This is a genomic window from Cryobacterium sp. TMT2-15-1 (assembly GCF_004402345.1).
GTDB lineage: Bacteria > Actinomycetota > Actinomycetes > Actinomycetales > Microbacteriaceae > Cryobacterium > Cryobacterium sandaracinum.
Genome location: NZ_SOGD01000027.1, coordinates 1 through 20,077, shown reverse-complemented (window position 1 = coordinate 20,077; position 20,077 = coordinate 1). Strand labels below are relative to the sequence as shown.

General features: G+C 65.9%; 16 protein-coding genes and 2 pseudogenes. 10 read left to right on the top strand and 8 right to left on the bottom strand.

What is annotated here, in order from left to right; genetic code table 11:
* Positions 1-86 precede the first annotated feature (86 nt).
* The 6 genes from aceE to E3O62_RS06070 all read left to right on the top strand — a co-directional run bounded on the left by aceE (position 87) and on the right by E3O62_RS06070 (position 7,718).
* Entirely contained in the window at positions 87-2,813 is a 2,727-nt protein-coding gene (aceE, locus tag E3O62_RS06095) for a pyruvate dehydrogenase (acetyl-transferring), homodimeric type (RefSeq protein WP_134397882.1), read from the top strand.
* Between the two features lie 8 nt (positions 2,814-2,821).
* Positions 2,822-4,027: a CdaR family transcriptional regulator gene (locus E3O62_RS06090; protein WP_104101895.1), complete on the top strand. Its 1,206-nt coding sequence runs from the start codon at positions 2,822-2,824 to the stop codon at positions 4,025-4,027.
* Between the two features lie 105 nt (positions 4,028-4,132).
* Entirely contained in the window at positions 4,133-5,059 is a 927-nt protein-coding gene (locus tag E3O62_RS06085; protein WP_134397881.1) for an ACP S-malonyltransferase, read from the top strand.
* 12 nt (positions 5,060-5,071) lie between these two features.
* Positions 5,072-6,076, top strand: coding sequence for a beta-ketoacyl-ACP synthase III (locus E3O62_RS06080; protein WP_134397880.1), 1,005 nt, complete (start codon positions 5,072-5,074; stop codon positions 6,074-6,076).
* Positions 6,077-6,143: 67 nt separating this feature from the next.
* Positions 6,144-6,392 (top strand): acyl carrier protein, encoded by a 249-nt coding sequence (locus E3O62_RS06075; RefSeq protein ID WP_134363808.1) that lies wholly within the window; start codon positions 6,144-6,146, stop codon positions 6,390-6,392.
* Positions 6,393-6,482: 90 nt separating this feature from the next.
* A complete protein-coding gene (locus E3O62_RS06070) occupies positions 6,483-7,718 on the top strand; it encodes a beta-ketoacyl synthase (protein ID WP_134397879.1) in 1,236 nt (411 codons plus the stop codon).
* Between the two features lie 83 nt (positions 7,719-7,801).
* On the opposite strand, the pseudogene E3O62_RS06065 reads toward E3O62_RS06070, so the two are convergent.
* Positions 7,802-8,880: pseudogene (locus E3O62_RS06065) on the bottom strand (IS30 family transposase).
* 456 nt (positions 8,881-9,336) lie between these two features.
* A complete protein-coding gene (locus E3O62_RS06060; RefSeq protein ID WP_134395872.1) occupies positions 9,337-9,858 on the bottom strand; it encodes a DUF3145 domain-containing protein in 522 nt (173 codons plus the stop codon).
* A gap of 232 nt (positions 9,859-10,090) precedes the next feature.
* Between E3O62_RS06060 and E3O62_RS06055 the strand changes: the two genes are divergently transcribed.
* Positions 10,091-10,675, top strand: coding sequence for a PadR family transcriptional regulator (locus tag E3O62_RS06055; RefSeq protein ID WP_166784511.1), 585 nt, complete (start codon positions 10,091-10,093; stop codon positions 10,673-10,675).
* Positions 10,676-10,726: 51 nt separating this feature from the next.
* Here E3O62_RS06055 and E3O62_RS06050 read toward each other — a convergent pair whose 3' ends face one another.
* Together E3O62_RS06050 and E3O62_RS06045 are read right to left on the bottom strand one after the other, a co-directional pair.
* Complete coding sequence (locus E3O62_RS06050) at positions 10,727-12,445, bottom strand: bifunctional 3'-5' exonuclease/DNA polymerase (protein ID WP_241973346.1); 1,719 nt, start codon at positions 12,443-12,445, stop codon at positions 10,727-10,729.
* 58 nt (positions 12,446-12,503) lie between these two features.
* Positions 12,504-13,193 carry a phosphoribosyltransferase gene (locus E3O62_RS06045; RefSeq protein ID WP_104101874.1) on the bottom strand — a complete coding sequence of 230 codons (690 nt, stop codon included), beginning with the start codon at positions 13,191-13,193 and terminating at the stop codon, positions 12,504-12,506.
* Between the two features lie 229 nt (positions 13,194-13,422).
* Between E3O62_RS06045 and E3O62_RS06040 the strand changes: the two genes are divergently transcribed.
* Positions 13,423-14,088 (top strand): hypothetical protein, encoded by a 666-nt coding sequence (locus E3O62_RS06040; RefSeq protein WP_134397876.1) that lies wholly within the window; start codon positions 13,423-13,425, stop codon positions 14,086-14,088.
* A gap of 412 nt (positions 14,089-14,500) precedes the next feature.
* Here the strand turns inward: E3O62_RS06040 and E3O62_RS06035 are convergent, their stop codons facing one another.
* Complete coding sequence (locus E3O62_RS06035; RefSeq protein ID WP_134395865.1) at positions 14,501-14,908, bottom strand: hypothetical protein; 408 nt, start codon at positions 14,906-14,908, stop codon at positions 14,501-14,503.
* Positions 14,909-15,708: 800 nt separating this feature from the next.
* Positions 15,709-16,110 carry a VOC family protein gene (locus E3O62_RS06030; protein WP_134397875.1) on the bottom strand — a complete coding sequence of 134 codons (402 nt, stop codon included), beginning with the start codon at positions 16,108-16,110 and terminating at the stop codon, positions 15,709-15,711.
* A 344-nt stretch (positions 16,111-16,454) separates the two neighbouring features.
* On the opposite strand from E3O62_RS06030, the gene E3O62_RS06025 reads away from it, so the two are divergent.
* Complete coding sequence (locus E3O62_RS06025; protein ID WP_198413765.1) at positions 16,455-16,922, top strand: nitroreductase family deazaflavin-dependent oxidoreductase; 468 nt, start codon at positions 16,455-16,457, stop codon at positions 16,920-16,922.
* Between the two features lie 48 nt (positions 16,923-16,970).
* Here E3O62_RS06025 and E3O62_RS06020 read toward each other — a convergent pair whose 3' ends face one another.
* Together E3O62_RS06020 and E3O62_RS06015 are read right to left on the bottom strand one after the other, a co-directional pair.
* Complete coding sequence (locus tag E3O62_RS06020; protein ID WP_134395859.1) at positions 16,971-17,165, bottom strand: three-helix bundle dimerization domain-containing protein; 195 nt, start codon at positions 17,163-17,165, stop codon at positions 16,971-16,973.
* 965 nt (positions 17,166-18,130) lie between these two features.
* Positions 18,131-19,093, bottom strand: coding sequence for a serine protease (locus E3O62_RS06015; RefSeq protein WP_134395858.1), 963 nt, complete (start codon positions 19,091-19,093; stop codon positions 18,131-18,133).
* A 553-nt stretch (positions 19,094-19,646) separates the two neighbouring features.
* Between E3O62_RS06015 and E3O62_RS06010 the strand changes: the two are divergent.
* Positions 19,647-20,077 (top strand): annotated as a pseudogene (locus E3O62_RS06010) (transposase); the annotation flags it as partial.

Here is a 20,077-nt window from a genome sequence, read left to right as displayed (position 1 = left end):
GCCGTCGGTCGTGATCCGACCGTCATCCGGCACCGCTAACTTGGCAGGTTCGCTTCGATGGTCTGCCCAACAGAGAGAGGTCGAGTGTGACTGTCAACGACCAGGACCCGTATTCGGTTAACAGCACGGATGCGGACCCGGAGGAATCCGCCGAATGGTCGGAATCGCTGGACGCGCTCGTATCCGCTAACGGTCACCAGCGTGGTCGGGAGATCATGCTGACGCTCCTGAAACGCTCCAAGGAACTGCACCTCGGCGTGCCCATGGTGCCGACCACGGACTACATCAACACCATCGCGGCCGGCAATGAACCCGACTTCCCCGGCGACGAAGACATCGAGCGCCGCTACCGCGCCTGGATTCGCTGGAACGCCGCCGTTCTCGTGCACCGTGCTCAGCGCCCCGGCATCTCCGTCGGCGGCCACATCTCGACCTATGCATCCTCCGCTGCCCTGTACGAGGTCGGCTTCAACCACTTCTTCCGCGGCCAGGACCACCCGGGCGGCGGAGACCAGATCTTCATCCAGGGCCACGCCTCCCCCGGAACCTACGCGCGGGCCTTCCTCGAGGGCCGCCTGAGCACCGACCAGCTCGACGGATTCCGCCAGGAGAAGTCCCACGGCCCTAACGGGCTGTCCTCCTACCCGCACCCGCGACTGATGCCGGAATTTTGGCAGTTCCCGACGGTCTCCATGGGACTCGGCCCGATCAACGCCATCTACCAGGCGCAAACCAACCGGTACCTCACCAACCGCGGGATCAAGGACGCCAGCGACCAGCAGGTCTGGGCGTTTCTCGGCGACGGCGAGATGGATGAGGTCGAGAGCCGTGGGCAGCTGCAGGTTGCCGCCAACGAGGGTCTGGACAACCTCAACTTCATCGTCAACTGCAACCTCCAGCGCCTCGACGGCCCGGTACGCGGCAACGGCAAGATCATCCAGGAACTGGAAAGCTTCTTCCGCGGCGCCGGCTGGAACGTCATTAAGGTCGTCTGGGGTCGCGAGTGGGACGAGTTGCTCTCCCGCGATACCGATGGCGCCCTGCGCGACCTGATGAACGCCACCCCCGACGGCGACTACCAGACGTACAAGGCCGAGAGCGGCGCGTACGTGCGCGAGCACTTCTTCGGCCGCGACCCTCGCGCGCTCAAGCTCGTCGAGGGTTACACCGACGACGACATCTGGAACCTCAAGCGCGGTGGCCACGACTACCGCAAGGTTTACGCGGCATTCAAGGCCGCATCCGAGCACAAGGGCCAGCCGACCGTCATCCTGGCGAAGACGGTCAAGGGCTACGCCCTCGGCCCGAGCTTCGAGGGCCGCAACGCGACCCACCAGATGAAGAAGTTTACCCTCGACAACCTCAAGACGTTCCGCGACAGCACCCACATGCCGATCACGGATGCCCAGCTCGAGGAGAACCCCTACCTCCCCCCGTACTTCAAGCCGGACGAAAACGATGAGGCGATCCAGTACCTGCATGAGCGCCGCCGCGCGCTCGGCGGGTACGTGCCGGAGCGTCGCAGCAAGTACACGCAGATCACCCTGCCGGACGACGCGACCTACGCCCCCACCAAGAAGGGTTCCGGCACGCAGGAGATCGCGACCACGATGGCCTTCGTGCGGCTGCTCAAGGAACTGCTGCGCGCCAAGGACTTCGGACACCGCATCGTGCCGATCATCCCGGACGAGGCTCGCACCTTCGGCATCGACGCGTTCTTCCCGAACGCCAAGATCTACAACCCCAGCGGCCAGCAGTACACCTCGGTCGACCACGCGCAGCTTTTGGCGTATAAGGAGAGCCCGCAGGGCCAGATCCTGCACGTGGGCATCAACGAAGCCGGCGCGATGGCTGCCTTCACCAACGTGGGCACCTCCTACGCAACGCAGGGTGAGCCGCTCATCCCGATCTACGTTTTCTACTCGATGTTCGGCTTCCAGCGCACGGGCGACGCCATGTGGGCCGCGGGCGATCAGATGACCCGCGGGTTCATGATCGGCGCCACCGCCGGACGCACCACCCTGACCGGTGAAGGCCTGCAGCACGCCGACGGCCACTCGCCGTTGCTGGCCTCGACGAACCCCGCCGTGGTCTCGTACGACCCGGCCTACGGCTACGAGATCGGGCACATCGTGCGGTCGGGACTCGAGCGGATGTACGGCGGAACGCACGCCGACCCCAACGTCATGTACTACATCACGGTCTACAACGAGCCGCAGGTGCAGCCGCGCGAGCCCGACGACGTGGACGTGGACGGCATCGTGCGCGGCATCCACCGAGTCAGCGCGTCCGATGTGTCCGGTCCGAAGGCGCAGCTGTTGGCCTCCGGCGTCTCCGTGCCCTGGGCACTCGAGGCCCAGGCCCTTTTGGCCGAGGACTGGGGAGTGTCCGCCGACGTCTGGTCGGTCACCTCCTGGGCCGAACTGCGTCGTGATGGCATCGCGGTCGAGGAACACAACTTCCTCTACCCGGACGACGCGCCGCAGATCCCGTATGTGACGGAGAAGCTGGCCGGCACCGCCGGACCGTTCATCGCCGTCACCGACTTCATGCATGCGGTGCCCGATCAGATCCGGCAGTTCGTGCCCGGCGACTTCGCGACCCTCGGCGCCGACGGGTTCGGCTTCTCGGACACCCGCCCGGCGGCCCGCCGCTACTTCAAGATCGACGGACCGTCGATGGTGGTGCGCGCACTCGAACTTCTCGCTCGCCGAGGCGAGGTCGACCGCAGCGTCGTCGGCCAGGCGATCGCGAAGTACCGGTTGCACGACGTAACGGCGGGTACCACCGGTTCCGCCGGGGGCGAGAGCTAACAGCCCCCGTGGCACCCACACCGAAGACAAAGGAACAGACGCTCAGCTGGCTGCGAACGATATCCGGCGAGCTTTCCACGGCGACGCTGAAGCGTCTCGAGGACACGTTGCCCTGGTACGGCGATATGCCGCCCGGGCGGCGTTCCGCCGTGGGTCTGGTCGCCCAGGCCGGGATCACGTCGTTCATCTCGTGGTTTGACGACCCGCGGTCCACCCCCTGGATCGCGGCCGACGTCTTCGGTGCCGCCCCGCGAGAACTGCTGCGCTCAATCAGCCTGCAGCAGACCCTGCAGCTGATCCGCGTCACCGTCGAGGTGGTGGAGGAGCGGGTTAAAGACGGCGGGGAAATCCTGCGGGAGGCCATCCTGCTGTATTCCCGCGAAATCGCCTTCGGCGCGGCGGATGTCTATGCCCGGGCAGCCGAGGCACGTGGCCTCTGGGATGTACGCCTCGAGGCCCTGGTCGTCGACTCGATCCTGAGCGGCGAGTACGACGACGAACTGCCCAGCCGGATCGCAGCCCTGGGCTGGCACGGGCACGGCGAGGTCTGCGTGCTCGTGGGCACGACGCCCAAGATGCTCGACGTCGACCAGCTGCGTCGCTCGGCCCGCCACATGGCCGCCGACGTTCTGATCGGGGTGCAGGGCAACCGGCTCGTCCTGGTCATCGGCCGAGCGCACCCGTCGCCGACCGAGACGGATGACGCGATTGGCACGGCCTCCGCCCTCAGCTTCATGGAGATCGCGGTGCAGCTCGAGCCGAGCTTCGGCGCCGGCCACCTGGTGCTCGGCCACGAAGTACCGAATCTGGTCGACGCGTCCAAGAGCGCTAAGGCCGCCTTGGCCGGCTTCGCCGTGGCGCGCTCCTGGCGCAACGCCCCACGCCCTGTACAGGCGGATGATCTGCTTCCCGAGCGGGCGCTGGCCGGCGATCCGCTTGCCCGCGCCACGCTGATCCACCGGATTTACCGCCCGCTGCAAGCGCATTCGACTGAGCTGCTCACCACACTCTGGTGCTACCTGGACAACGGTCGCTCCCTGGAAGCCACCGCCCGGGAACTGTTCGTGCACCCGAACACCGTGCGCTACCGCCTGAAGCGGGTGTCAGAGGTCATCGGCTACGACGCCACGGGCGCCCGTGAGGCCCTCATCCTGCAGGCGGCCCTGATCATCGGGTCGATCAGCGATCACGACGGGTCAACACGCCGGCGTTAATTGCGGCGTCAGAGGTGCCAAACTAGCGAGATTCGACAAACACTCCTCGAATAGTTGGTGGATCTCCGACATGCCCACAACATACGAGGTTGGGAGACTGGATCAATGATTGTTGTCGTCTGCCCCGGTCAGGGCTCCCAAACCCCCGGTTTCCTCGAGCCCTGGCTTCGGAACCCCACCTTCGCCGCCGGCCTGGACGAGATCTCCGCGGCCTGCGGAATCGATCTGAAGCGCCACGGCACCGTGAGCGACGCCGACACCATTCGGGACACCCGGATCGCCCAGCCGCTGATCGTGGCCGCCGGACTCCTCACGTTGAACGCACTCCTCGCCGACGGCCGGCGGGAGCGCATCTCCGGTATCGCCGGTCACTCGGTGGGCGAGATCACCGCCGCAGCCGGCGCCGGCATCCTCAGCGCGGCGGACGCCGTGCGTTTCGTGCGCGAACGCGGCACCGCCATGGCCGAGGCCGCGGCGCTGGAACCCTCCGGCATGAGCGCCGTGCTGGGCGGCGATGAGACCGAACTCCTGGCCCGCCTCGACGAACTCGACCTCGCGCCAGCCAATTTCAACGGCGGCGGCCAGATCGTCGTCGCCGGCTCCCTCGCGGCTTTGGCCGCTCTCGGCAAGAACCCCAATCCGCGCACCCGGGTGATCCCTCTGCAGGTGGCCGGTGCATTCCACACGCGGTATATGCAGCCGGCGGTGAAGCACCTCACCCGTGTCTCCGCGCTACTCGCCCCCGCCGATCCCACGCTTTCGATCTGGACGAACCGGGACGGCAGCGCGGTGTCCAACGGTGCCCGGTTCGTGGAGTTACTGGTTGATCAGGTGTCCTCGCCGGTACGGTGGGATATGTGCATGCGATCGTTCGCGGATGCCGGCGTGACCGGAATCATCGAGGTCGCACCGGCCGGGGCGCTTGTCGGCCTCGCCAAACGAGCCCTCAAGGGCGTGCCCAGCGTAGCGATCAGGACGCCGGACGACCTGCCCGCTGCGTTCGACCTGATCGACCAGCAGAACCTAGTCTGACCGAAAGAGAATATGTCCAAGCCAACACTCCAGCAGTCGCACGGTCCCCAATACACCCGGATTCTCTCGATCGGCGCCGCCCGCGGGGACCTCGTCGTGCCCAACGACGACCTGGTCGGTCCGATCGATTCGTCCGATGAATGGATCCAGCAGCGCACCGGCATCATCACCCGCACCCGAGCGAGCCAGGACATCCAGGCCGTCGACCTCGCGACGGATGCCGCCCGCGAAGCCATTGAGAGGTCCGGCATCCAGCCGCACCTGATCGACGCCGTCATCGTGGCCACGATCAGCAACGGCCGGCAGACACCGTCCATTGCCGCCGTGGTCGCCGATCGGATCGGCGCCAACCCCGCCGCCGCCTACGACGTCAACGCCGCCTGCGCCGGATACACCTACGCCGTAGCGCAAGCCGATTCGTTGATCCGTACGGGCACCGCCCACTACGCGCTCGTCATCGGCGCCGAGAAGCTGTCCGACCTCGTCGACCCTACGGACCGCAGCATCTCGTTCCTCCTCGGCGACGGCGCCGGCGCCGTCGTCATCGGCCCGAGCGACTTCCCGGGGATCGCCCCCACCGTGTGGGGATCCGACGGGTCCAAGGCCGATGCCATCACCATGAATCACACCCTGCAGGAATACCGCCGCGGAGAATCCGAATGGCCCACCCTGCGCCAGGAAGGCCAGACGGTTTTCCGCTGGGCCGTCTGGAACATGGCGAAGGTGGCCAAGGAGGCTCTCCAGGTCGCGGGAATCGAGAGCGACCAGCTCGCCGCTTTCATTCCGCACCAGGCCAATATGCGCATCATCGACGAGTTCGCCAAGCAACTGAAGCTTCCCGACTCGGTCGTCATCGCCCGCGATGTCGCCACCACCGGGAACACCTCGTCGGCGTCGATCCCGTTGGCCACCCACCGCCTCCTGGAAGAGCACCCCGAGCTCAGCGGAGGCCTCGCCCTCCAGATCGGCTTCGGAGCAGGACTGGTGTTCGGCGCGCAGGTCGTCGTGCTTCCCTAGATTTCACTCAACTCCCCTCTAAACTGGATCTCGGTCATACGAGACACCCCCCCCAAGGAGAAATAACATGGCATTGTCCACCGAAGAAGTTCTTGCCGGCCTGGCCGAACTCATCAACGACGAGACTGGCATCGCGACCGACACGGTTGAGATGGGGAAGTCATTCACCGATGATCTGGACATCGATTCCATCTCGATGATGACCATCGTCGTCAACGCCGAAGAAAAGTTCGACGTCAAGATCCCCGACGAAGAGGTCAAGAACCTCAAGTCCGTCGGCGACGCTGTCGACTTCATCGTCAAGGCTCAGGTCTAGTCCACAAATGAACAGGCCGGTCGGCATCTGCCGACCGGCCTGATCTGTGGGTGATGCCCACGTTTGCACGCCTTACGGAGAGTTAACGTTATGACCAAAAAAATCGTTATCACCGGCATCGGTGCGACCTCCCCTCTCGGCGGCACGGCCGCCGACAGCTGGTCGGCCCTGCTCGCCGGCGAATCGGGGACGAGCACGCTAGACCACGAATGGGTGGCCCGGACTCAGCTCCCGGTGACCTTCGCCGCCCAGGCCAGGGTTCCATCCGTCGACGTTCTGGCCCGACACGAGACGAAGCGTCTCGACCCCTCCAGCCAGTTCGCGTTGATTGCCGGGCGTGAAGCCTGGGCGGATGCCGGCTCCCCCGAAGCAGACCCCGAACGGCTGGCCGTCGATTGGGCGACCGGAATCGGTGGAGTCTGGACCCTTCTCGACGCATGGGACACCCTCCGCGAACGCGGTCCGCGCCGCGTGCTGCCGATGACCGTGCCCATGCTCATGCCGAACGGCCCGGGAGCGGCCATCGGAATGGACCTGCACGCCCGGGCCGGAATCACCACGGTTGTGTCCGCGTGCGCCTCGAGCACCGAGTCTCTCGTGAACGCCTACAACCGCCTGCAGGCCGGGCTCGCCGACATCGTCATCGCCGGTGGCTCCGAGGCCGCAATCCACCCGCTTCCGATCGCATCCTTCGCTGCCATGCAGGCCTTGTCCAAGCGCAACGACGACCCGGCCACAGCGTCGCGCCCCTACGACATCACCCGGGACGGCTTCGTTCTCGGTGAGGGTGCCGCGGCGCTCGTCGTCGAGACGGAAGAACACGCCAAGGCCCGCGGCGCACGCATCTACGCCGAGCTCCTTGGTGGTGCCGTGACCAGTGACGCGTACCACATCACCGCTCCAGACCCCGAGGGCACGGCTGCGGCCCGCGCGATGATCACCGCGATCAGGAATGCCGGCGCGAGCCTGGCGGATGTTTCGCACATCAACGCGCATGCGACCAGCACTCCGGTTGGGGACATCGCCGAGTACAACGCACTCCGCCGCGTGTTCGGTGACCTGCTCGACGGCATCCCGGTGTCGGCGACCAAGGCTTCCACCGGTCACCTCCTCGGTGGTGCCGGGGCGATTGAGGCCCTGTTCACGGTTCTCGCTCTGGCCGAGCGCATGGCCCCGCCGACCATCAACCTGCTGAACCAGGATCCGAGCATCCCGCTCGACGTCGTGACCATGCCGCGCACGTTGCCTTCCGGCGATCTGCTGGCCATCAGCAACTCGTTCGGTTTCGGCGGTCACAACGCCGTCGTGGCGTTCCGGTCGGTCTAGCTCCACCCGGCGGAAGACCCGTCAGCACCGGAAAGGCCCCGACCAGCAGGCGGTTTCTAGCGTTCGTTGCAACACCTGATGGTTTAGGTGCTGTGAAGTAGATCACGTAAACGCTCGGCTGGGATATCCCAGTCGAGCGTTTTGCGTCGGCGGCCGTTGAGCTCCTGGGCGACGTGTCCGAGGTCTTCGCGGCCGTAGGTGCTCAGGTCGGTTCCTTTGGGGAAGTACTGGCGCAGGAGCCCGTTGGTGTTCTCGTTCGAGCCGCGCTGCCAGGGGCTGGCCGGGGCTGGCCGGGGCTGGCCGGGTCGCAGAAATGGACGTCGATGTCGGTGGCGATCTTGAACGATTTGTGGGCAGCCATTTCGGCGCCCTGGTCCCAGGTCAGTGACCCGCGCAGGTGCTCGGGCAAGGTGCCCATCGTGGTGACCAGTGCGTCGCGGACGGACTCGGCGGTGTGGTCGTGGGGCAGATACAGCAGCATCACGTAGCGGGTGGTTCGTTCGACCAGGGTCCCGATCGCGCTCTGGTTGGATGCTCCGGTGATCAGGTCGCCTTCCCAGTGGCCGGGCACCGCCCGGTCTTCGACTTCGGCGGGACGCTCGGAGATCATGACCATCTCGTCGGCGAAGCGAGGCCGGCGGGCTTCTCCGGTGTTCTGGGGCTTTCGCCGTGCTCGGCCGGTGCGCAGTGTCGCGGCCACTTCGCGGCGCAGCCCACCACGGCCCTGGAGATACGGGGCCTGGTAGATCGTCTCGTGGGTCACTCGCATCTCCAGATCATCAGGATAAGTCTTGACCAGAGTGTGACTGATTTGTTCCGGTGACCAGCGAACCCTCAACTTACTCGTCACGTAAGCGCGCAACCGCGGGGTCGTTTGCAGCTTGCGGTCCTTGGGCCGGGGCCGCCGGGCCGCCGCGGCGCGATGCGCCGCATACGGCAGGTAACCATGGACCGGCACGGTGTTGCGGGCGATCTCCCGAATGATCGTCGACGGCGCCCGGCGCAACGCGGCGCTGATGGTTCGCAATGACGAGCCGGAGGCCAGCATGTCCCGGATCGTTTCCCGTTCTGACAAAGACAGGTAGCGGGCGTTGATCGGCTGCTCCAGCGTCGCCGGCACCGCAGGAAGAAGCGTGGTCATTCCACTTGTGTAGTCGATCACGCGCCCATCCGGGCGAATGCGATTGTTGCTCACGTGTCGGATTCCGAGGTCCCAGTCCTGGGCGGTGCGGGAATTCACACCGATCCGGCGTGCGGCTTCGGCTCGGTGGCCGCCCGAGGCACGCAGCTTCGAGTACTCGTCCCGGCCCGGGTGGGGTGCTCGCCCGCCCACACCTTTCACCCGGCCCCACCGGGCTGCCGTGCGCGGATTGAACCCCAGCTCGGCAGCAGCGGCCGCCTTCGATCCCAGCCGCTCGAACACCAAGAAGAACGCATCAACATCCTGCTGCCTATACGTCCTCTTGATCCTCTTTTTCCTACCCGAAGACGGGTTTCCACTCGTTAACGAAGACACGGTCGTTGCAACTCCCAGAAAGACGGGGTGTTGCAACGACCGCTAGAACCCAAGGCACCGGTCGGGGCCGTTCCGTGTTCGGGAGGGACTGTGCGCTGCACGTCAGCCCGTCTGGTGCAACCACACGACAGAGTTGAAATCGCCGACGTGCCGGAACGGTTCGAGCTCGTCGTCCCAGGCCTGCCCGAGCGCGATGCGGAGCTGCCGGTGGAGCTCCAGCGCGTTCGCCCCGGCCAGGTCCATGGCGTGGCGCAGCCGGTCCTCCGGGATAACGACGTTACCGGCCGTGTCGGTCTGGGCGAAGAAGATGCCCAGGTCGGGGGTGTGCAGCCAGCGCGCCCCATCGGCGCCGAAACCGGCGTCTTCGGTGACCTCGAAGCGCAGGTGTTCCCACCCGCGGAGCGCCGACGCGAGCCGCGCCCCCGTACCGCAGGCGCCTTCCCACTGGTACTCGGCCCGCTGCGCTCCGCGGAGCACGGGCTGCTCAGACCAGTCGAAACTGACGGGCACGCCCAGGGCGCGACCCACGGCCCACTCCACATGGGCGCTCAGAGCGCGAGGCGAAGAATGCACGTAAATGAAGCCGCGCGCAGTCGCTTCCTGCCGAGCGTGTGTAGCCACCATCGTTTCTCCCGTTCTATGAGGTGCGTCTTCCCCAACGACCTCTGAACGAAACAATGCGGCGTGCTGTGAACTTATCGAGAACGGTGAACCTATGACCAACGGTCGACGCACCGCGCAGGCGCTGCATCCATGAATTATGCCTCAACGACCCCTGCGATCACAAGACTCGAGCCGGGACCGGATCTCCGTTCGCTATACTGCGTATGGTCATGCCTTGGCCACCGGAGGTTCCATGTCTGTTCGCAGCTGCCTGTTGGCGATCCTTACGATCGGTCCGGCCTATGGCTTCCAGCTTCATGGCGAGCTGGAGTCTCGAACGGCCGGTCGGCGGGCGGTCAACGTCGGGCAGATCTACGGCACTCTAGAGCGGTTGGTGAAACAGGCAGCCGTTGAATCGGCCGGCAGCACCGCAGACGGCCTGCCACTGTACCGAATCACCGCTCTCGGCCAGGCCGAGGCGCTCCACTGGCTGGCCGATACCGAGAGCGCTCCCGGCAACGAGTGGAGCGACCTGGTCGACCGGGTCCTGATCGCCGTCTCCCTCCCTGATCCTCAGGTGCTGGGCATCGATGCGCGCGGCATCGTTGCCCGGTACCGCCGGCAGTGGCAGTCACGCACCGAGACTGCGACCCTGGCCACCGCGGCCACGGGCGCGGAGCGCTTGGCGGGCGCCGCCCGGGTCGCGCTGTCCGCCGCTGCGCTGGACTGGCTTCGGGACGTCGACGCGCTGCTCGAGGACGGCCACGCCGCGAATTTTCGGCAGGGTCTGAACGACGTGCGGCCGAAGCGCGGGCGACGACCGGCATCCGTCGCCTGACCTGGGCGACACGCACCGTCGAAGCTGCCGTCGCCCCTGCGGTGGTCGCACCTACTTCGCCTGCGCGTAGCTGTCGACCGTCGCGACGGTGAGCAGGAAATCGACCGGGAAATCGCCGAACAAGTGCCGGCCGGCGTTATCCGCCGCCCGCCGGATGATTTCCTCGACGGTATCGGCCAGCGCGGCGGGCGTGTGCACCATGACCTCGTCGTGCAGGAAGAAAACCAGGTGCGGGGCCCGGTCGAATTCCGACCCGGAGGCACCCTGTGCCCCCTGGGGCAGCATTCGCAGTTCCCGCCGCACCTCCGCCATCCAGCACAGCGCCCATTCCGCGGCGCTGCCCTGAACGATGAAATTGCGGGTGAAGCGGCCCCAGTCTCGCGCCTGACTGCGGGCCCGGCGCTCGTCGGCATCCGTTGCCCCGGGGTCGTAGGCCTTGGCCTGGGTGGCCAGCCAGCGTTCCCCGGGACGTGGGGATGAACGTCCAAGCCGTGTCGTCACGCTCTCGCCGCGTTCCCCGGCGCGTGCGGCCGTCTCGGTGAGGGCCAGTGCCCTCGGAAAGGCCTTCGCGAGCCGGGGCAGAAGGCGCCCGCTCTCCCCTCTAGTGGCGCCGTACATGGCCCCGAGCATGGCCACCTTGGCGTGGTCGCGGGTCTCCACAACACCCCCGGCGACGATCCCGGCGTACAGGTCCGTTCCCCGGCCGGCCTGGGCCATGGCCGTGTCGGCCGATAGGGCGGCGAGGATACGCGGCTCGAGCTGCGCGGCGTCCGCGACCACGAGCTTCCAGCCCGCATCGGCGACGACTGCGCCGCGCACCTGTTTGGGCAGCTGCAGGGCTCCCCCGCCCCGAGTGGCCCAGCGGCCCGTCACCACCCCGCCGGGGATGTACTCGGGATGGAACCGGCCGTCGACGATCCAGGTGTCCATCCAATACCAGCCGTTCGCGCTGAGCAGCCGGGCCAGCTTCTTGTATTCGAGCAGCGGATCGATCACAGGGTGGGTGAGCTCCTTGAGCTCCCAGGCGCGGGTGGACGTCACCTTCAGGCCGACCTTCTGCAGTGCCCGCATCAGGTCGGGCTGGGAGTCGGGGTTGAGACCGGGTTCGCCAACAGCGTCACGGATGCGCCGAGCGAGGTTTTCGAGGCGTTCGGGCCGGATGCCCGGGGCGACGCGGGGGCCGAGTTCGCGGGTCAGCAGAGCGTCGTGCACGTCGGTGCGCCACGGCAGGCCGGCGAACTGCATCTCGGCGGCGATCAGCGCCCCGGCCGATTCCGCGGCGAGCAGCAGGCGGAGGCGGCCGGGCTCCGCAGAGGCGCGGACCGCGTCGAGCTGGCGCCGGTATTCCGCCTGCGTACCGAACCCGGCGGCCGCGCTGCCGGCGGCGCTGTCACCGTCGCTGTCGAACAGGTCGAAGAGTGTCACCCCGGATGCGGACGCGGCCGGTTCGAAGGCCACCGCCCGATCCCAGCGGCTCGGCTCCGCCCGGGCCAGCGCGCTTGCCTGGGTCAGCGACGACTGGCGCAGGATCGCGTGGCACAGGCGCAAGTCGTGGGCGCGCTGCACCCTGATTCCGGCCGCCAGGAGCAGCGGGTAGATGCGGGCCGTGTCCTCCCACACCCAACGGGGCCGGTCTCGCTCCTGACCGAGCACATAGCCGGGAAGTTCGTGTGAAGGCAAACGGAGTGCTGGCCCCGCGACGTTGCCCTCGGCGTCGAGCGACAGCACGAGGATCTCCCCGTTTCCCGTTCGACTCGCCAGAAGGTGCACCTGCCCATTCTGCCGCTTCGGGACCGTGCCGGCGGGAAAAGCATCCGTCATATGACCGTCAGTTCGTCCGGCCGTCTGTCGGTGGAGTGGCGTCAGCCTCAGCCCACGCCTCCTGCAGCAGGGCGACGGTCTCGTTGTCTGAGAGTTGGTGGAAGTCGGTGTAAAAGGGCCCGATTGCCCACAACTCCTGCGGGGCGTGCAGCACGACGATGACATCCGCATACTGCCGCATCTCCCCGAGCAGCTCGGCGGGTGCGACCGGGACCGCGAGCACCGTGAGTGCGGCGCCCTGCCCTTTCAGGGCCGCGAGGGCTGCCTTGGCCGTGGCTCCCGTCGCGAGGCCGTCGTCCACGACGACGGCGACACGGCCCCGCGGACTGATCTGCGGGCGGTCATTGAGGTAGAGGGTGCGACGTCGTGCGATTTCGGCCAGCTCGCGACGGCGGGCCCGGGCCAAACCCATCGAGTCGCCCCCGGTGGCGGCGAACACGTCCTCATTGACGATCGCCTGCGGACTAGCACCGTCGACGACCGCCCCCATCGCGACCTCCGGATAGCCCGGGGCCCCGATCTTGCGCACCAGGATGAGGTCCAGCGGGGCATGCAGGCGCCGAGCGACCTCGATCGCCACAGGCACACCGCCCCGCGGGAGGGCGTAGACCACCGGGTCGTGCGCCTCAAGCTCGGTCAGTCGTTCGATCAATGGTTCGGCCAGCAGTCGGCCGGCCTCGCTCCGATTCGTGAACATGAGGCTCCCACCCGGCGAATACCTCCTGCGGGTCCGCCTCGTCCGATTCTGCCGCCGACCCTCGGCTTTGTCGAGGGCCGCCCGGGGCTCAGGCGCGGCGACCCGATTCGAACTGACGGGCACACATGCCACTTCGGTGGTCCCGGGCACTGGACGCGTCCGGGGACCGAGGGCAGACTCGGTTCAACCAGAACACTGACGGCACCATCGAACGGAACCTGGATCAGCTGTGTATCGACGACTCACCACCCTGATTGCCGCGACCGGGCTCACGGCCGGGATCGCTCTCCTGCTGACGCTCGGCACCGTGATGCCGAGTGCGACGCGCGTCTCCGCCGACGAGTGCCCGGGCGAAACCGTGCCGATCGTCGATGTCGACGGGGAGACACAGTGTGTGGCCCTGACCGAGGGTGAAACCACCCCCGGACCGACACCGACTCCGCCGCCCCCTCCCACTCTCACTCCGACCAAGTTCCCCTCGCCAGCACCTGAGGAACCCGCCACCACTCCCCCGGCAGAGCCGGCCCCCTCGGCCGGGCCACAGTCCACGCCGGCTGTCGTTGCACCGTCGGCGACGGCGGCGGCACCGTCGGAAGCCCCACCTGCCAAGAACGTGGATCCAGCCCCGACCTCCGCTCCCGCTCCAGGCGAGCGCGCAAGAACGACCACCGAGCCGGAGAACACCAGCACGCCGACTCCGGCGATGATGTCTACGGAGCCGCCCGCGAACGCCGACATCACCGGCGTGATCGTGCCCGGCAACGGGCCCCGGCTGCTCTGGGGCGTCGCCGTCGGGGCATCCGCATCGGGGTTGCTGGCCGCGCTCGTCGCCTTCTACCTGGTGTCGGTGCGACCGTTCTTCATTGCACGCAGACGGCCGGGAGCACTCGGCTGACTCGCACGGGTTTTTTTGGCGCCGACCGGGTCAGCCTGATGTCGATGAGGAACGCCTACCGTGGCCGGGGCGGTGTGCGGTACGCCGGCGTCACTGCTGGTTGGCACTCCGGTGCAGGCGTCCCGCATAGGGAGGTGATGCCCGACTGTCTCCGTCACCCGGGAGAATCTGTGGGACCTGGGTGAGGCCGCTCGCCAGAGTCAGCAGCGTGCGGGGGCCTGGCTCGCTCAACGTACGTCAAGCCTTCCACCCGTTCGACTGTGGAGCAGCCTGGAGCATGACCGTCCACCTCGACCTGCGGCTCACCCCCCGAATCCGTTGCCCCGGCCTGGTCAGGTCAGGTGCGGTCACTATCAGTTGTTGGTCACGGAATGCGCCCAGGCTCGCACGGGGTGGCGTACCCAGCCTTGATCTAGCCGAGATCCCAGGAGATCTGCGTCGTCGCGTTCGTGACCCAGTCGGATCCCGCCGAGGCCATCTTGCTCCCGGGCAGGGCCTGCGGGATTCCAGTGGCGCCGCTGGGGTTGTTGGCCGTGTACGACCAGCCAGACTCCGTGTTCCAGAGCTGTACGAGGCAGGAGAACTCGGACTCGCCCCAGCCGTATTGCGAGGCTGCCATCGCCCGGGCCGTCGCTTTCGCCTCGGCCGGCGTGTTGCCACCGGCGACGGGCTGGGACTCAACAGCGGGAGCAGAATCGCGCGCCGCATCAGCGGCCACGGCCTGGGCGGCCGCCTGAGCCTGAGCCTGTTCGGTGAGCTCGTTGACGGTGTCCGTCTCCAATGACCTGTAGTCCCCGAGCGCGGCAACGGATGATGCCAAAGGGTCGGATCCACCGTGTTCGCCATGGCCGTGATCACCGTTCCGGCGTCACTGAGGGTGCTCTCCGCTCGATCATGGACGGTTTTTGTGGCTATGGCGGAGTAGACGCTGAGCTGCTCGTGATGCAAACCGGTGCTTTCGGAGAGCTCCGTCGTCGCGGCGATGTCGGCAGAACTGACCGCGGATGCCTGTGACACCGCACCCAAATGCGATGCGGCGGGGCTACGCGATCCTCGGCGCACCTTGATCGGTGGACTCACGGCCAGATGTAGCCGCGTGGACGAATCCTCCGGCCCGCACTCACTTTCTAGACAGATACTCAGTTGTAGCTGGCACAGTCATCCGTACTTGGCCGCTACCGATGCCGGTTCAGTCGGTCGGCTCGAATCAGGACGACTCGTTGTCAGCGTAACAGGGGTGGTTCAGGTGAACTTCGGCAGCTTTGTTTTGGGGTACTTCGCTGACCCGGCGTGACGCGCTGCCAGACCGGTCGCGGCATGTCCACGCTGGAGATTGTGACGGATGCCACGCTTGAGGCGAAATACGGGGTGCACCCGATGCAATAAGTTGCCCGACTCCGACGCCCACATGCGGGTGAGCACTCGCGGACAGCCGGTGCGTTGATCAGGACTTTCTGTTGGCCGCCGTTGCTGATCAAGTCTCTGACGGCGAGCACGTCGGGCCGGGATCGGTCCGGCCGGCGCGGACGGGCCGGGCACGGCATCCGCTTCGGGGCTTTCCAAAAGGGCGACAGGGGGAAAGCACGGTGGAGCTCCCCACGATCGAGCGTTGTGTGCCGCTCATTGCCCGAGTTCGTATCCGATGAGCCAGTGCAGTCCATGACGGTCGATGACTTGGCCATCCGAAGCACCCCAAGGCTTTGGGGCAAGGTAGTCAACGATCTGGCCGCCAATCGCGAGTTTATCGAACCACTCGTGGAGGATTTTCGGTTCGGCGGCGCCCAGCAATGAGAGCTTGACGCCATCGAGCCGAACACTTTTTTCGCCTGCGGCTGCATCGGATCCCATCAATACAACTACGCCCTCGAGCACTCCGTGAGCTATGTTGCGGGGCGGGCCGTCACTGCGACCGAAATCCTCGTAGGTATGCAGAGTGAGCACTCCACTGAAAACATCCGCATAAAAGCGGAGTGCTTCGCGCGCTGTACCGGGAAAAGTGACATAGATCTGCGGCGCCGTCATTTGCAAAGCATACAGATCGACCTACCACCGATCGCAAGAGCGTCGTGATTGTTCGTTGTCTGATCGAGCTGGTGATCGTCGTTTCGCTGAAATAGGACACCGACCGGGGCCGCGGTCGCGCCCTGGCATTGGTGCACGTCGTCAAGAACGGCGACGGTGTTCCGTCCCCTACGGTTACGGAATCGGATACTCACTGACAATGGTCGCGCCGTGATGCGATGGTACTGTCAGCTCGCCCGAGCGACACAGCCGCAACGTTGGTGTCAGTCGGAAAACGAGAGAGGCACACCACTCATGCCAAAATTCGTGCACAACACCCACTTCAAGATCAGCGGCGACCCGACATGATCCGTGAAGACTCGTTACGGCGCATGTACGCCGGCGGGCGCCCGAACCGGTGGGCGCGTTTCCTGAACCGAATCAGCGCGATGGTGTTCTCGCTCGGTATCGTCGGCCACGGCGCGGTAAGCCTCGAGACCGTCAATCCGAAGTCGCACACCCTGCTCACCCTGCCGCTCGTGGTGGCCCGCTACGAAGGCAGTGAGTACGTGGTTTCGATGCTGGGCCAGGGCTCGCGGTGGGTGCGCAATGTGCGGGCCGCGAATGGGAGCGCCGTCATTTACGCGGGGCGCAGGCGACGGGTGCTGCTCGAAGAGGTTCGAGCGGATGCCCGCGCACCGATTATCAAGTCCTACCTGGCGCAAGCACCCGGCGCCCGACCGCACATTCCGGTCGATCAGTCGGAGCCGGTCTCGGCATTCGAAACCATAGCAGCCGATTTCCCAGTGTTCATGATCCGGGATGTCCAGTAAAGCGCAACGGACCACTGGTGGTCGCGCACTATCCCGCTGAACCGTGGTTCACCGTTTGCGTAAGCGTTCCTTGACCCCGTGTTCGACGAGAACGGGAACAAAGTCACGTATCGGGTGGCCGGAGAAGTTCTGATGCTCCTCGCGGACGGCTCTTTCGACGCTCGACCGTGGCACATTTGGGAATCGTTTCGTGAGTCGATCCACCACTTTTTCGACGGCCTGCAGTTCATCGTTGAGGTTCACAACTTCCAGTGTCCCACCGTCGGGAGCTGCCTATCAAGACGTTGCTGTCAGCGAAAGTTGCGCACTCCGCCCATCGCTTTCGTCAGCGACCAGCCTGGAATGGGAATTACGCATCTCCCGGTCGAGGTGCACGATGAAGTCATGGGATCTACACAAGGACAACCTTGAGTGCGGGCCTTGCGTCCATCGCGATCGAGCGGGGGCGAGCGAAATCCAGGCCGAGATTTGCTGGGGTCCAACGATTGTCGCTGCCGCCCCGGCCTTCGTTGGCAGCGTGGTTGGGCACTCAGTTGACGGGATCGATGAAAGCCTGATCTCGCCAACCCGATCACTGCGCATCCGTGGCCACCGGGGACTACCCATCCCTGTTCCGGTCCGACACGAACCGCGCTCCCTACACCCAGGCACCCCTCACCACGTCGCAGACGAACGCTCTGACAACCCTCGCGAACAGCTCCTCGTGGGTCCTGGCCGCATCCTTGCTCAAACGGTTGTCGATACCCTCGTGCCGATGCCACCCTCGTGGGTGCTCCTTGCGACCCTCGATGCGCACCGCCTCATCGAGCGGGCGGTCTTCGAGCCGTTCCCCGAACCTCAGTAGTCAATGATCCTCGACGGTTCCCGATCCCTGTCACCGCTGCAAAACGGGGTGAGAGGTTGCGATCGGCTCCCTGGCTGTCCCCGTGGCCTCGACCCGGATGGCAGGACGGTGGTCCGCCACATACCGCGGTATGCGGCGGACCACCAACTTGCCGGTGCTGTCCCGCAGGTGGTTCTACTGTACGTCCGTCGGTTCCGGCGGTCCCGGTACTTCACCCGAATCGCGAGTGCCGTCCGGGTTGAGACGGATCGCTCGTGGTCGCGCCGCGCGCATCCGGTCTTCGTCCCATTCGGCGTCGGACGGGCCCGCGGTCAGATTCTCGTGCGCAACGGATGCGGGGCAGGGTTCGTCAGGCCGGTCAGGTTCAGGCGGCGGCGGCAGCATAGGCGCTCTCGATGACCGATCCCCAGTACGGCCCGAACATGGTGTTCGCGACGTTGTTGTAGCCGAAACTGTTGACCGAGTTCTGATAGCCGGCCGAGCCGCTGCCGATGAACCAGGGGCCGCCGGATGAACCACCGGTCATGTCGCAGGGGATGCCCTGCGATTCGGACTGGGCGTATGGGTCGTCCGTGGCGGTGCCGGAGCAGGACTGCAGGGTGTTGCCCGTGAACGGTGCCGCCGCCGGGTAGCCGAAGGCCGAGTAGGTGAGTCCTCTGCCGTCATTGAAAGCCACGCCCGATGCGCCGACCGTGTCGCTCAGGGTCACACCCGTGGGGGAAGAGACGATCGCGAATCCGGTGTCATAGGTGATGTCGCCGCCCGACGTCCATTGGGTCGGAGCGTAGAGCTCCGTCGCGTTCCACTGTCCGAAAGGTGCGGCGCCGTTCTCGTAGGCCGGAACGAAGACCAGGCGGGAGGCGAATGCCCCCGGGCCCTCGTTCACGCAGTGTCCGGCTGTCGCAACGGTGCTCTCGTTGGCCGCGGAGATGGCGTTACCCGAGCAGACGTAGTCGCTCCCGCCGAGCGTGAAGAACACCTTGCCGATGTGGTCCACGGGTGTCTGCTGAGTCGCCGTTGGTGTGACCTTGGGATTGCGGGACTGCTTCGTGACCTTCTTCTCTTGCCCCACCTCGACGTCACTTCGGCCAGCGGATGCCACGTTGTCGACGACCAGTACATCGCCAGGGGTGGCGGTCCTCATCCGCTCTGCCGTCCAGTATTCGCCCCCCTGTTGGGTCTCGGGAACGACCCACCTATCGACATCCGTGGATTGCGTCGCGGCAGATGCACCGGCTGATCCGGACGCCACGAGGCCGCCCGTCACGAATAGAGCACTGATGGCGAGGGCCGCAAGGGCACCGGACCTGATTCTGCTTCTGTTCATAGTCTTCACTCCAGTTATCGATGGAATCCGCCGGACCTATCGCCGGTGGTATCGTGAGTGAACAGGACGATGTGTTAACGCCGTCGATCCCGAAGACCTCTGTGAATTGCGCATTGCACCCCCCGTTCAAGCGTGATTCAACACTGGCCCCTTTCTGGAACACGCCACTAGTCGGCCCTTGAGGGGACACGGTTTCGTGAGGGCCGTGTCGCCGTCCGCGTACTGTTCGCACAAGCCACGTCAGCCGGGGCAGTCGACGATAGGCATTGTGGCGCATTGCTCGACGCGCCGCGGCACAGTGCAGCATGACTTTGGAACACCGGAGCGCTGCCCCTAGGGGCAAAGTCGTTAGGTTTCCGGGCGAGCCCGTCAGGGAATCGTTAGGGCTGGGATGCTCCCGCCCGCGACGGTGTGTACTCGTGCTGTACCTCGGTACATTCACATCGATCGGGTGACGCGTCGCCAGCTTTCGAATGGAGTTCAGGGCTGCNCTGCCCCCGGTTTGGTTGACTCCTAACCTGTGGAGATTCGTCTTCGCTGGAAGGATGTCAACATGCCCAAGCCCTACCCACCCGAGTTCCGCCGCGACGTTGTCGCGGTCGCCCGGAAGCACGAAGCCCCGCTGAATCAGATCGCGAATGACTTCGGGATCTCGGAGTCCTGCCTGGCGAATTGGCTGAAGAAAGCCGACGTCGAGGAAGGCGTCAAGCCGGGCGTGACCGAGAAGGAGTCCGCGGAACTGCGGGATGCCAAGAAACGCACCCGGCTGCTCGAGCAGGAAGCTGAGGTCATGCGCCGGGCTGTCGCGTATCTGTCCCGGGACGTCAACCCAAAATGATCTACCCGCTGGTCCGTGAACTGGCCGTCGACGGTGTCCCCGTCACAGTGACCTGCCGGGTGTTGCGCTTCTCCAAACAAGCGTTCTACCAGTGGAAGCGCGACCCCATCTCCCAGCGCGACCGGGTCGACGCCCGTCTCACCAAC

Bases quoted from the DNA above. Each gene is read 5' to 3' on its own strand.
- E3O62_RS06085 (WP_134397881.1), top strand. From the start codon at position 4,133: ATGATTGTTGTCGTCTGCCCCGGTCAGGGCTCCCAAACCCCCGGTTTC.
- E3O62_RS06080 (WP_134397880.1), top strand. From the start codon at position 5,072: ATGTCCAAGCCAACACTCCAGCAGTCGCACGGTCCCCAATACACCCGG.
- E3O62_RS06075 (WP_134363808.1), top strand. From the start codon at position 6,144: ATGGCATTGTCCACCGAAGAAGTTCTTGCCGGCCTGGCCGAACTCATC.
- E3O62_RS06070 (WP_134397879.1), top strand. From the start codon at position 6,483: ATGACCAAAAAAATCGTTATCACCGGCATCGGTGCGACCTCCCCTCTC.
- E3O62_RS06060 (WP_134395872.1), bottom strand. From the start codon at position 9,858: ATGGTGGCTACACACGCTCGGCAGGAAGCGACTGCGCGCGGCTTCATT.
- E3O62_RS06055 (WP_166784511.1), top strand. From the start codon at position 10,091: ATGTCTGTTCGCAGCTGCCTGTTGGCGATCCTTACGATCGGTCCGGCC.
- E3O62_RS06045 (WP_104101874.1), bottom strand. From the start codon at position 13,193: ATGTTCACGAATCGGAGCGAGGCCGGCCGACTGCTGGCCGAACCATTG.
- E3O62_RS06030 (WP_134397875.1), bottom strand. From the start codon at position 16,110: ATGACGGCGCCGCAGATCTATGTCACTTTTCCCGGTACAGCGCGCGAA.
- E3O62_RS06025 (WP_198413765.1), top strand. From the start codon at position 16,455: ATGATCCGTGAAGACTCGTTACGGCGCATGTACGCCGGCGGGCGCCCG.
- E3O62_RS06015 (WP_134395858.1), bottom strand. From the start codon at position 19,093: ATGAACAGAAGCAGAATCAGGTCCGGTGCCCTTGCGGCCCTCGCCATC.